The 12,699-nt window shown below is 61.4% G+C and carries 12 protein-coding genes; 7 read left to right on the forward strand and 5 right to left on the reverse strand.

What is annotated here, in order from left to right:
- Positions 1-128 precede the first annotated feature (128 nt).
- The 5 genes from BM70_RS0105195 (at position 129) to BM70_RS0105215 (ending at position 5,785) form a co-directional block, all read left to right on the forward strand.
- Positions 129-1,955 carry a long-chain-acyl-CoA synthetase gene (locus BM70_RS0105195; protein WP_025855018.1) on the forward strand — a complete coding sequence of 609 codons (1,827 nt, stop codon included), beginning with the start codon at positions 129-131 and terminating at the stop codon, positions 1,953-1,955.
- A 108-nt stretch (positions 1,956-2,063) separates the two neighbouring features.
- A complete protein-coding gene (locus BM70_RS0105200) occupies positions 2,064-2,579 on the forward strand; it encodes an ankyrin repeat domain-containing protein (protein WP_025855019.1) in 516 nt (171 codons plus the stop codon).
- A 41-nt stretch (positions 2,580-2,620) separates the two neighbouring features.
- Positions 2,621-3,151, forward strand: coding sequence for a hypothetical protein (locus BM70_RS0105205; protein WP_025855020.1), 531 nt, complete (start codon positions 2,621-2,623; stop codon positions 3,149-3,151).
- A 68-nt stretch (positions 3,152-3,219) separates the two neighbouring features.
- On the forward strand, positions 3,220-3,411 hold the full coding sequence (locus BM70_RS0105210) for a PLDc N-terminal domain-containing protein (protein ID WP_003172956.1): 192 nt from the start codon (positions 3,220-3,222) through the stop codon (positions 3,409-3,411).
- A 286-nt stretch (positions 3,412-3,697) separates the two neighbouring features.
- Complete coding sequence (locus BM70_RS0105215) at positions 3,698-5,785, forward strand: LTA synthase family protein (RefSeq protein ID WP_025855021.1); 2,088 nt, start codon at positions 3,698-3,700, stop codon at positions 5,783-5,785.
- Between the two features lie 69 nt (positions 5,786-5,854).
- Here BM70_RS0105215 and BM70_RS32165 read toward each other — a convergent pair whose 3' ends face one another.
- Entirely contained in the window at positions 5,855-6,007 is a 153-nt protein-coding gene (locus BM70_RS32165) for a DUF3309 family protein (RefSeq protein WP_015885095.1), read from the reverse strand.
- A gap of 327 nt (positions 6,008-6,334) precedes the next feature.
- On the opposite strand from BM70_RS32165, the gene BM70_RS0105225 reads away from it, so the two are divergent.
- Positions 6,335-7,150, forward strand: coding sequence for an SDR family oxidoreductase (locus BM70_RS0105225; RefSeq protein ID WP_025855022.1), 816 nt, complete (start codon positions 6,335-6,337; stop codon positions 7,148-7,150).
- A 130-nt stretch (positions 7,151-7,280) separates the two neighbouring features.
- Positions 7,281-7,484, forward strand: a complete 204-nt coding sequence (csrA, locus tag BM70_RS0105230; protein WP_025855023.1) for a carbon storage regulator CsrA — start codon at positions 7,281-7,283, stop codon at positions 7,482-7,484.
- Positions 7,485-7,486: 2 nt separating this feature from the next.
- On the opposite strand, the gene BM70_RS0105235 is transcribed toward csrA, so the two are convergent.
- From BM70_RS0105235 to BM70_RS0105250, 4 genes are all read right to left on the reverse strand, one after another.
- The gene (locus BM70_RS0105235; RefSeq protein ID WP_003192759.1) at positions 7,487-7,714 is read right to left on the reverse strand and encodes a YheU family protein; all 228 of its coding nucleotides are present in this window, start codon (positions 7,712-7,714) and stop codon (positions 7,487-7,489) included.
- A 59-nt stretch (positions 7,715-7,773) separates the two neighbouring features.
- Positions 7,774-8,958 carry an osmoprotectant NAGGN system M42 family peptidase gene (locus BM70_RS0105240; protein WP_025855024.1) on the reverse strand — a complete coding sequence of 395 codons (1,185 nt, stop codon included), beginning with the start codon at positions 8,956-8,958 and terminating at the stop codon, positions 7,774-7,776.
- Positions 8,959-9,061: 103 nt separating this feature from the next.
- On the reverse strand, positions 9,062-10,795 hold the full coding sequence (ngg, locus tag BM70_RS0105245; RefSeq protein ID WP_025855025.1) for an N-acetylglutaminylglutamine synthetase: 1,734 nt from the start codon (positions 10,793-10,795) through the stop codon (positions 9,062-9,064).
- 3 nt (positions 10,796-10,798) lie between these two features.
- Positions 10,799-12,571, reverse strand: coding sequence for an N-acetylglutaminylglutamine amidotransferase (locus BM70_RS0105250; protein ID WP_025855026.1), 1,773 nt, complete (start codon positions 12,569-12,571; stop codon positions 10,799-10,801).
- Between the last annotated feature and the right edge of the window lie 128 nt (positions 12,572-12,699).

The following is a 12,699-nucleotide window of genomic DNA, read 5'->3' on the forward strand; positions in this document are numbered from 1 at the left end:
CTGCGTGTACAGCCAAAGAACGGCTGACGTATTTTCCTGCAAGGCATCCGGCTTTTGCCCACAAAGCACTGCCCGGAAAAATGCCGGTGTTTCTGGATCATACGAAGAATAAGAAAAAGGACGTTCCCATGAGCCATTCGCAAAACGACATGATCACCTGGGGCATGATGCTGCGTAAGGTGCCTGCCATTGTTCGTGCCTTGCCACGGGTGGTACGCGGCATGCGTGCCGCCAATGTCACCGACCCCGCGCAGCCCTGTGGGCTCGGCTGGCATTTTGAACAAGCGGCGCTGCGCAACCCGGACGGTACCGCGTTGCTGTACGGCGACCGCGTGCTCAGTTACACCGAAGCCAATCAGCACGCCAACCGCATTGCCCATCGTCTGCAAGCCCAGGGCATCGGCAAGGGCGACGTGGTGGCGATCTTTATCGAAAACCGCCCCGAGTTGCTGCTGAGCGTGCTGGCCGTGGCCAAGCTGGGCGGCATCTGCGCCATGCTCAATACCGCTCAGACCCACGCGGCGCTGGTGCACAGCCTGAACCTGGTGAGCCCGGTGGCGATTGTGGTCGGTGCCGAGCTGGTGGCTTCCTACGAGGCCGTACGGGCTCACGTGCACATCCCGGTTGAGCGCACCTGGTTTGTCCCGGACCAGCAGGCCGGTGCGGTGCCCGACGGTTACATCGACCTGGTGCTTGCCAGCGCCGAGTGCCCGGTGGATAACCCTTCGAGCACCGCGCAGATCTTCTTCAACGACCCTTGCTTCTATATCTACACCTCTGGCACCACCGGCCTGCCCAAGGCCGGGATCATGAAGCATGGCCGCTGGACCAAGACTGCCGTCAGTTTCGGCAGCATTGCGCTGGACATGGGCCCGGACGATGTCCTTTATTGCACCTTGCCGCTGTACCACGCCACCGGTCTTTGCGTGTGCTGGGGCTCGGCGATTGTCGGGGCGTCGGGTTTCGCCATCCGGCGTAAATTCAGTGCCAGCCAGTTCTGGGACGATGCCCGCAAATACAAGGCGACCACCCTCGGTTATGTCGGTGAGCTGTGCCGCTACTTGCTCGACCAGCCTCCCAGCGAAAACGACCGCGACAACCGCGTGACCAAGATGGTCGGCAATGGCCTGCGACCTGGCGTGTGGGCGCAGTTCAAGGCGCGCTATGGCGTAGAGCATGTTTGCGAGTTGTATGCCGCCAGTGACGGCAATATCGGCTTCACCAACATCTTGAACTTCGATAACACCGTCGGCTTTTGCCTGCAGCATTGGGCACTGGTGGACTACGCCCATGACTCGGGTGAGCCGATACGGGGCAGCGATGGTTTCATGCATAAAGTGAAGAAAGGCGGGCAGGGGTTGTTGCTGGCCAGGATCGATGAAAAGTCGCCGTATGACGGCTACACCGACCCGGAAAAGAACCGCAAGGTGATCCTCACCGATGTGTTCGAGAAGGGCGACCGCTACTTCAACACCGGCGACTTGGTGCGCAGCATCGGTTTCGGCCATGCGCAATTTGTCGACCGCCTGGGGGATACCTATCGCTGGAAGGGCGAGAACGTCTCCACCACCGAAGTGGAGAACGTCCTGCTGCAGCACCCGCAGATTGCCGAAGTGGTGGCCTATGGTGTCGAAATCGAAAACACCAACGGCCGCGCCGGCATGGTCGCGATCACCCCGAGCGAGTCCCTGGCGTCCCTGGACATGCGCGAGTTGCTGCAATTTGCCCACGGCCAGTTGCCACACTACGCGGTGCCGTTGTTCCTGCGGATCAAGGTGAAGATGGAAACCACCGGCACCTTCAAATACCAGAAGGTCCGGCTCAAAGAGGAGGCATTCGACCCGGACAAGGCGGGCAATGACCCGGTCTACGCCTGGTTGCCGGGTTCGGACTGCTACGTGCCCGTGACCGGGCAGTTGCTGGCGCAGATTCAGGGCGGACAGTTCCGTTATTGAATATGCCTATGGAGGCTTTTGACAAAAAAGCCATGACAGGGGGGAACTCCATCGCGACACTGGCGCCTGTATCCAGTACTAGACGCGTGCACCAGAAAGGAGTCCCCCATGTCAGACCAAGCCAAACAGATGACCGAAGACGAAGCCGCCGAGTTTGCCGAGCAGGTATTCGATGTGGCGCGCAAAGGCGATGCTGCCATGCTCGCTGCGCTGCTGAACAAGGGCTTGCCGGCCAACTTTCGCAACCACAACGGCGACACCTTGCTGATGCTCGCGGCCTATCACGGCCATGCCGAGGCGGTGAAAGTGTTGCTCGAGTTCAAGGCCGACCCGTTGATTGCCAATGACAAGAACCAACTGCCCATTGCCGGCGCAGCGTTCAAGGGCAACCTGCCCGTGGTCAAGGCCTTGATCGAGGGCGGTACGCCGGTCGAGGCCGCCTCGTCCGATGGCCGTACCGCGCTGATGATGGCGGCGATGTTCAACCGTGTCGAAATGGTCGACTACCTGCTCAGCCAGGGCGCCAACCCCAAGGCCATCGACGCCCAGGGCGCAACCGCGCTGGCGGCGGCACAGACCATGGGGGCGGTGGATACGGCGGCGCAATTGCAAAAACTGGTGTAGGCTTTGCGCCCTCGAAAACCAGCCCGCCACAGGATCACCCCATGAAAACCGCCCTCGTCGAACTTATCAGCAAAATCAGCGCCGGCGTGATGGGCGAAGACGAGGTGGCGCGTATCGCCGATGAAGCGGCCCAGGCCTACGCGGACCCGGCGGCGTTTCTGACGGCCAACCCGGATATCAACTACGACGACACATTCCCCATTCCGTTGGGTGAATGGGTCGTGGTCGGCAGCCTGCCGGACACCGTGCTGTTCCAGGCCGACACCTACGGTGACCTGTTTGCGCAGATCGTCGCATCGTTCGGCCCGGGCGTGGCGTTCAACCTCAAGCCCAAGCAGTTGGCCAAGACCGAAGCCCTGACGGCCCTGAACCGCATTCAGATCCAGATGAGCGCCCTCAGCCCGGAAGACGGCGGCTATGTGCTGCTCGACTTCAGCCAGCCGCTGGATGACGAAATCCAGGCGGTGCTGGTCTACGGCAACGACCTGACGCGTGTGCTGGCGCTGTGTGCCGAAGTCGGCATCAAGGGTGAACCTTCCCTGGAAGCCTTGAAAGTGGCCGTTCACGTCTGAAATAAAACGGAACCCCGTGCAAGGCTGACTATCCTAAGGGGGCATACCCTTACTTTAGGAGCGACACCATGGGTTCCACTTTTAATGGCTTGATCGGTCTGATCATCCTGGCGCTGGATATCTGGGCAATCATCAACGTCTTCAAAAGCGGCGCGAGTACAGGCGCCAAGGTGCTGTGGATCCTGTTGATCCTGCTGCTGCCGGTGCTGGGCCTGATCATCTGGGCGATTGCCGGGCCGCGGGGGAATGTGCGGATTTGAAGTTGATGTAGCACGGTAAATGTGGGAACGGGCAAGCTCGCTCCCACATTGGTTTCGGTACATCCCTCAGATTTGTGTGTCGAAATATTCGCTGCACAGAATTTTCACATCCCATCCAAGACAATTCGCCGGCTTTATTTCCCTGCCAAGGCTCTATCTCAAGTGCCACTAAAGGCGGGGCAGTGGTGCACGTTCAGTAATTTATAGCCTTGCTGCCATTGATCGGGCACCATTCGCGCCACTGCACTACTTCGTCACTTAAACTTCCAATGGGTCCTGAAACGACATGGCAAACCCGGACGCCCTGAGTCAGCAGCGAGCTTCTAATCGCCTGCTGCAACCGACCGTCAAATCCCATCTGGCATACACGCTGCTCTGCGCACTGGTCATGATGGTGATGTTCTCCCTGCTGCGCCTGGCGCTGCTGGTCTACAACCGTGAGATGATCCTCGACACCCCGGCCTCGACCTTCCTGGAGGCGTTCGCCAATGGCCTGCGCCTGGATATCCGCCTGGTGGTGTACCTGCTTATCCCGTTACTGCTGGCACTGTTCAGCGTGCGGGCCATGGCCGCGCGCGGGTTCTTCCGTTTCTGGCTGACCGTTGCGTCCAGCATCGCCCTGTTCCTGGGCCTGATGGAAATGGACTTCTACCGCGAGTTCCACCAGCGCCTCAACGGCCTGGTCTTCCAGTACGTGAAGGAAGACCCGAAAACCGTGATGAGCATGCTCTGGTACGGTTTCCCGGTGGTGCGCTACCTGCTGGCCTGGGCCGTGGGCACGTTGATCCTGAGCATCGCCTTCAAGGGCGCCGACCGTGCGACCCGCCCACGCGGCCCGTTCAGCGGTGGCAGCATCGGTACCCGCCAGGTTGCGCCGTGGTACTCGCGCATCGCGGTGTTCGTGGTCTGCCTGCTGATCGCCGTGGTTGCCGCCCGTGGCACTCTGCGCCAGGGCCCGCCACTGCGTTGGGGTGACGTGTACACCACCGACTCGAACTTCGCCAACCAACTGGGCCTCAATGGCACCCTGTCGCTGATCGGTGCGGCCAAGGCACGTTTCTCCGAGCATCGTGATAACACCTGGAAAGCCACGCTGGAACAGCCGCTGGCGACCCAGACCGTGCGCGATATGCTGGTGCTGCCGACAGAAAAACTGGTGGACACCGACACCGCCGCCGTGCGCCGCGAGTTCACGCCGCCGGCCGAGAAAACCCTGCCGATCAAGAACGTTGTAGTGATCCTGATGGAAAGCTTCGCCGGCCACTCGGTGGGCGCCCTGGGTCGTCCAGGCAACATCACGCCGTACTTCGACAAACTGTCCAAGGAAGGCCTGTTGTTCGACCGCTTCTTCTCCAACGGCACTCACACTCACCAGGGGATGTTCGCCACCATGGCGTGTTTCCCGAACCTGCCGGCGTTCGAATACCTGATGCAGACCCCGGAAGGCAGCCACAAGCTGTCGGGCCTGCCGCAGCTGCTCAGCGCACGCAAGTTTGATGATGTGTATGTCTACAACGGCGACTTCGCCTGGGACAACCAATCGGGCTTCTTCAGCAACCAGGGCATGACCACCTTCATTGGTCGCAACGACTTCGTCGACCCGGTGTTCTCCGACCCGACCTGGGGTGTGTCCGACCAGGACATGTTCAGCCGTGGCCTGGAAGAGTTGAAAGCCCGCGAAGGCGGCAAGCCGTTCTATGCCTTGCTGCAAACGCTGTCGAACCACACGCCGTATGCCTTGCCGACGCCATTGCCGGTGGACAAGGTCACGGGCCGTGGCAGTCTCGACGAGCATTTGACGGCAATGCGTTACTCCGACTGGGCCCTGGGCCAGTTCTTTGAAAAGGCCCGCAAGGAGCCGTACTTCAAGGAAACCCTGTTCGTGATCGTGGGCGACCACGGTTTCGGCAATGAACAGCAGATCACCGAAATGGACCTGGGCCGCTTCAACGTGCCGATGCTGATGATCGCGCCCGGCATCCAGGAGAAGTTCGGCGAGCGTGACCACACCGTGGGCACCCAGATCGACATCGTGCCGACCATCATGGGCCGCCTCGGCGGTGAGACCCTGCACCAGTGCTGGGGCCGTGACCTGCTGAACCTGCCGGAAGGCGACAAGGGCTTTGGCGTGATCAAGCCGTCGGGCAGTGACCAGACCGTGGCATTGCTCACCGGCGACCGCGTGCTGGTATTGCCCAAGGAAATGCCACCGAAGCTGTGGGAGTACGAACTGGGCGCCAACCCGACCGGTAAAGTGATTCCTGAGTCGCCGGACGAGGGCGCATTGAGGCAGCAACTCGAGTCGTTCCTGCAGACAGCGACCAAGAGCCTGCTGGATAACACTGCCGGTGTGGTTGACGGCAAGCCGGACTAATTAACCGGCAATAAAAAAGAGGCCTTTTAAAGGCCTCTTTTTTTGCTTTTTTTACGGCAGGAGCGGTGTTTATATCCGGCCGAGCAACAACAGCACCAGCAGGACTACCAATACGACGCCCAGGATACCCGACGGGCCATAACCCCAGTTACGCGAGTGAGGGAACACTGGCAGACCACCGACCAGCAGGAGGATCAAGATAATGATCAGAATGAGGCTCATGGTTTTTTTCCTTATTGGCCTGCAAAGACCGGTTATTTAACGATAGGCCCGAAAGTTTAATATCGGACGCCTTAACAACTCCGACTGGTAACCTTCGCGAAAAATTCAGTATTTTTTTAAAGCATTTCGCAAACGTGCTTATTTCTTTTAATGCGTTCGCAAATACGCCCGATTAGTTGAAAAATATTGAACTTGGGCTAAGTGCGCAACCTGCGACCCGGTCGCTGGTTTGCCAACGGCATTCATCACTCTGATGGTGGATGGGGGCAGGAAAAACCTTCGCTACACTGCCGGTCACTTCTTCCGTGAACCACAAGGCTACTTTCTATGCAAAATCGCATGATGATCACTGGCGCCGGGTCCGGCCTGGGTCGCGAAATCGCGCTGCGCTGGGCCCGTGAAGGTTGGCAATTGGCCTTGTCGGATGTCAGTGAACCGGGCCTGCAGGAAACCCTCAAGCGGGTGCGCGAGGCCGGCGGCGATGGGTTTATCCAGCGTTGCGACGTGCGTGACTACAGCCAGCTCACCGCGTTTGCCCAGGCGTGCGAAGTGAAACTCGGCGGGGTCGATGTGATCGTCAACAATGCGGGCGTGGCCTCGGGTGGGTTCTTTGCCGAACTGTCCCTGGAGGACTGGGACTGGCAGATCGCAATCAACCTGATGGGCGTGGTCAAAGGCTGCAAGGCGTTCCTGCCGCTGCTGGAAAAGAGCAAGGGCCGCATCATCAATATCGCGTCCATGGCCGCCCTGATGCAGGGCCCCGCCATGAGCAACTACAACGTGGCCAAGGCCGGCGTGGTGGCGCTGTCGGAAAGTCTGCTGGTGGAGCTCAAGCAGCAGGAAGTCGGCGTGCACGTGGTATGCCCATCGTTCTTCCAGACCAACCTGCTCGACTCGTTCCGTGGGCCGACCCCGGCCATGAAGGCACAGGTGGGTAAATTGCTCGAAAGCTCGCCGATTTCAGCCGCGGACATCGCCGACTACATCTACCAGCGTGTCGCCGAGGGCGAGTTCATGATCCTGCCCCACGAACAGGGGCGCATGGCGTGGGCGTTGAAGCAGAAAAACCCGCAGTTGCTCTATGACGAGATGACCAGCATGGCCGATAAGATGCGTGCCAAGGCTCAGGCTGCCAAGAGCTGAGTCGGTAGTGCGGTCTGTCAGGCAATTTACCTACGTATGTAGGGTTTGCCTGAATTATTGGCAAGCCATTGATGCACCTACACCGAGCGCGCATGGTCGAGGTCCTTTCATTGCTAAAAGGATTACCGCCATGCTGGTCTTAAGCCGCGCCGTGGGCGAAGTCATCTCCATCGGCGATGACATCGCCTTGCACATTCTTGAATTGAACGGTAACCAGGTTAAGTTCGGTGTGGACGCGCCGAGCGGGGTGCATGTGCACCGTGCGGAGGTCTACCAGAAGATCCGCGACCGCCAGGGTGTCGCCACCCATCCGGTTACGGTGCCCAATCTCTGAGGTCAGTCGAACAGATGCTTGGGCACGTCGTGCTTGAGCATCAACTGGCACTGTTCGCTCTCCGGGTCGAACACGATCAGTGCCTGGCCCTTGGTCAGCGCCTGGCGCACGCGCAACACGCGGGTTTCCAGGGGCGTGTCGTCGCCATTGTCGGTGCCGTCACGGGTGACGAAGTCTTCGATCAGGCGCGTCAGGGTGTCGACTTCAAGTGCGTCGTAGGGAATCAGCATACAAGCCTCGGGTGATGGATCCCGGCGATCCTACTGCGCCGGGACCGGAGTTGCCAGTCTCAGGATTTGTTGCCCACCAGGCTGTCCACCGACGGCACCCGCGTGTCGCTCTCCATCTGCGTCTCGTGCTCGATCTGATGACTGAACCGATCCAGGGAACCCTGGGCCGGCTGCGCATCGCTGGCGAACACGGGCGGGCTGAGAATATAGGCGCCCAACAGACGACTCAGCGCCGCGAGGCTGTCGATATGCGTACGCTCGTAGCCGTGGGTCGCATCGCAGCCAAAGGCCAGCAAGGCGGTGCGGATATCATGGCCAGCGGTCACCGCGGAGTGGGCGTCGCTGAAGTAGTAGCGGAACAGGTCACGGCGTACCGGCAACTCGTGGTCAGCCGCCAGGCGCAGCAAATGCCGCGACAGATGATAATCATATGGCCCGCCGGAATCCTGCATCGCCACGCTTACCGCGTGCTCGCTGGAGTGCTGGCCGGGAGCGACCGGGGCGATGTCGATGCCGACAAACTCACTGACGTCCCAGGGCAGGGCGGCCGCTGCACCACTGCCGGTTTCCTCGGTGATGGTGAACAGCGGGTGGCAGTCGATCAGCAAGGGCTCGCCGCTGTCGATAATTGCCTTGAGTGCCGCGAGCAGGGCGGCGACGCCGGCCTTGTCGTCCAGATGACGGGCGCTGATGTGCCCGCTCTCGGTGAACTCCGGCAGCGGGTCGAAGGCCACATAGTCACCGATGCCGATCCCCAGCGAATCGCAATCGGCACGTGTGGCGCAATACGCATCCAGGCGCAATTCAACGTGATCCCAACTCACCGGCATTTCATCCACGGCGGTGTTGAACGCATGCCCGGAGGCCATCAACGGCAACACGCTGCCACGGATCACGCCGTTATCGGTAAACAGGCTGACGCGGCTGCCTTCGGCGAAGCGGCTCGACCAGCAGCCCACCGGCGCCAGGCTCAGGCGGCCGTTGTCCTTGATCGCACGCACGGCGGCGCCGATGGTATCCAGGTGCGCGGACACCGCGCGGTCGGGGCTGTTTTTCTGGCCCTTGAGGGTGGCGCGAATGGTGCCGCGCCGGGTCATTTCGAAGGGGATGCCCAGTTCTTCCAGGCGCTCGGCGACATACCGCACGATGGTGTCGGTAAAGCCGGTCGGGCTGGGAATGGCGAGCATTTCCAGCAGCACTTTTTGCAGGTAGTTCAAATCCGGTTCAGGGATGGTTCGGCTCATAAAGACTCCTGATTACATGTGGAGATGGGGTGCCATTGAGGGCCTTATCGCGGGCAACCCCTCGATAAGGCCGGAATAGACAACCCCTCGCTCAAGCCATCGATTAACTGTGAGGAAACAACAAATCCACAAACCGCTCAGCCGTAGGCTGCGGTTCATGATTGGCCAGGCCGGCCCGTTCGTTGGCTTCGATAAACACGTACTCGGGTTGATCGGCGGCGGGCACCATCAGGTCCAGGCCCACCATGGGGATGTCCAGGGCGCGGGCGGCGCGCACGGCGGCGTCCACCAGCGTGGGGTGCAGGATGGCGGTGACGTCCTCCAGGCAACCGCCGGTGTGCAGGTTGGCGGTACGGCGCACGGCCAGGGTCTGGCCGCGGGGCAGGATGCTGCTGTAGTCATAGCCGGCGGCTTTCAAGGTGCGCTCGGTCTCGCCGTCGAGGAGGATTTTGCTTTCACCGTCGGTAGCGGCCTGACGGCGGCGGCTCTGGGCTTCGATCAGCGCACCGATGGAATGCTGGCCGTCACCGGTCACCTCGGCCGGGCGGCGGATCGCGGCGGCCACCACCTCGAAGCCGATCACCAGGATGCGCAGGTCCAAGCCTTCGTGAAAGCTCTCCAGCAGGACACGGCTGTCGAACTGGCGCGCCGCTTCAATCGCCTGCTGCACCTCTTCGATGCTCTGCAAATCCACCGCCACGCCCTGGCCTTGCTCGCCGTCCAGCGGCTTGACCACGATGCGTTGGTGCTCGTCGAGAAACTCCAGGTTGTCATCGGCACTGCTCGCCAGTTGCTGGGACGGCAGTTGCAAACCGGCGGCCTTGAGTACCTTGTGGGTCAGGCTCTTGTCCTGGCACAAGGTCATGCTGATCGCGCTGGTCAGGTCGCTCAACGATTCACGGCAACGCACTCGGCGCCCGCCATGGCTGAGGGTGAACAAGCCGGCGTCGGCATCATCCACCTGCACATCGATGCCGCGCCGATGGGCTTCTTCGACGATGATCCGCGCATAGGGGTTGAACCCCGCCTGCGGGCCGGGGCCGAGGAACAGCGGTTGGTTGATGCCGTTCTTGCGCTTGATCGCAAAGGTGGTCAACGCACGAAAGCCGAGCTTGGCGTAAAGATTCTTGGCCTGGCGGTTATCGTGCAGCACCGACAGGTCCAGGTAGCTCAAACCACGGCTCATGAAGTGCTCCACCAGATGGCGCACCAGCACTTCGCCCACGCCGGGGCGCGTGCATTGCGGGTCGACCGCCAGGCACCACAGGCTGCAACCGTTTTCCGGATCGTGAAACGCCTTCTGGTGATTAAGGCCCATCACGCTGCCGATCACCGCGCCACTGTCTTCGTCTTCTGCCAGCCAATACACCGGGCCACCTTGATGGCGCGGCGTCAGGCGTTCGGCGTCGACCGGCAACATGCCGCGGCCTTGATACAACTGGTTGACCGCCTGCCAATCGGCGTCGGTCTGCACCCGGCGAATGCGAAAGCCGCGAAACACACGGGTGGCAGGCCGATAGTCGCTGAACCACAGGCGCAGGGTGTCGGACGGGTCGAGGAACAGTTGCTGCGGGTCGATCCCGAGGATCTGTTGTGGCGCCGCCACGTAGAGCGCGATATCGCGCTCGCCAGGTTGTTCATTCAGCAGTTCCTGGGCCAGGCTCGCCGGGTCGGGAAAGGTATGCCCGATCAGCAACCGGCCCCAACCGCAATGCACGGCAATCGGCTCGGCGGCCAACGGGCTGCCGTCTTCTGCCAGGCGGGCTTGCAGGCGCTCATAGGTGGGGGCCTGGCCTTTGAGCAAGCGTTGGCTATAAGCCGCTGCATGGGGTTTCATCGATCAGATTCCTTGTTCGCTGAGCCACAGGTTCAGCGCCGCCAGTTGCCACAGCTTGGAGCCGCGCAGCGGGGTCAATTGGCCTTGGGGGTCGGTGAGCAAGCGGTCGAGCATCGCCGGGTTGAACAGGCCGCGGTCCTGGCTTGGGTCGAGCAGCAGCTCGCGTACCCAGTTCAAGGTGTCGCCCTGCAAATGCTTGAGGCCGGGCACCGGGAAGTAACCTTTCTTGCGGTCGATGACTTCGCTCGGGATCACGCGGCGCGCGGCTTCTTTCAACACCTGCTTGCCGCCGTCGGGCAGTTTGAATTTGCCCGGTACGCGGGCCGACAGTTCCACCAGGCGGTAGTCGAGGAACGGCGTACGCGCCTCCAGGCCCCAGGCCATGGTCATGTTGTCGACACGTTTGACCGGGTCATCCACCAGCATCACCGTGCTGTCCAGGCGCAGCGCTTTATCGACGGCTGCATCGGCGCCGGGCATTGCGAAATGCTCGCGCACGAAGTCACCGGCGGCGTCGTTGGCGGTCAGCCATTTCGGCGCGACGGTGGCGGCGTAGTCGTCGTAGCTGCGGTCGAAAAACGCCTCGCGATACGCAGCGTATGGATCGGCGGCGCCGTCCACCTGCGGGTACCAGTGGTAACCGGCGAACAGTTCGTCGGCGCCCTGGCCGCTCTGCACCACCTTGCAGTGCTTGGCCACTTCCCGCGACAACAGGTAGAACGCGATGCAGTCATGGCTGACCATCGGCTCGCTCATGGCGCGGAAGGCGGCTGGCAGTTGCTCGATGATCTCGCTTTCGGCAATGCGCAGTTGGTGGTGACGGGTGCCGTAGTGCTTGGCGATCAGGTCCGAGTACTGGAACTCGTTGCCGGCTTCGCCACCGGCGTCTTCAAAGCCGATGGAAAAGGTCGACAGGTCCTGCACGCCGACTTCGCGCAACAGGCCGACCAGCATGCTCGAATCCACCCCGCCCGACAGCAGCACACCCACATCCACGGCAGCCCGTTGACGGATGGCCACGGCCTCGCGGGTGCTATCCAGCACGCGGTCGGTCCAGTCTTCGAGGGTCAGGTGTTTTTCATCGTCATGCGGGCCGTAGGGCAGGGTCCACCAGGTTTTCTGTTCGGTGTTGCCGTTGGCGTCGATGCGCATCCAGCTGGCTGGGGGCAGCTTTTCGATGCCGGCCAGCAAGGTGCGCGGTGCCGGTACCACGGCGTGGAAGTTCAGGTAGTGATTGAGCGCCACCGGATCGAGGATCGGGTTGATGTCGCCGCCCTTGAGCAGCGCCGGCAAGGCCGAGGCAAAGCGCAGGCGCTGGCCGGTGCGCGACAGGTACAACGGCTTCACGCCAAGGCGGTCACGGGCGATGAACAGGCGCTGGGCGTCGCGCTCCCAGATGGCAAACGCGAACATGCCGTTGAGCTTGGGCAGCAGTGCTTCGCCCCAGGCGTGATAACCCTTGAGCAGCACTTCGGTGTCGCCGCCGGAGTAGAAGGCGTAGCCGAGGGCTTCCAGCTCTTCACGCAACTCCGGGAAGTTGTAGATGGCGCCGTTGAACGCCAGGGACAGCCCAAGCTGGGCGTCGACCATCGGTTGGGCCGAGCCATCCGACAGGTCCATGATTTTCAGGCGCCGATGGCCGAGGGCGATCGGCCCTTGGGCATGAAAGCCCCAGGCATCGGGGCCGCGAGGGGCCAAGTGATGGGTGATGCGCTCAATGGCTGCCAGGTCGGCAGGTTGGGCATCGAAACGTAACTCGCCAGCTAATCCGCACATAAATTCCTTACCGGTTTTTCCGTTGGGGAGGGGCAAAAACTCACTGCGCCCAAAGGGCGCGTACCCAGAAACTGACACGCGCCTCTGGTGGGAGTTTTAGAACAATCGGTTATAAGGCAAAGGGCCTT

It is taken from the genome of Pseudomonas sp. CHM02 (genome assembly GCF_000612585.1).
Taxonomy (GTDB): Bacteria; Pseudomonadota; Gammaproteobacteria; order Pseudomonadales; family Pseudomonadaceae; genus Aquipseudomonas.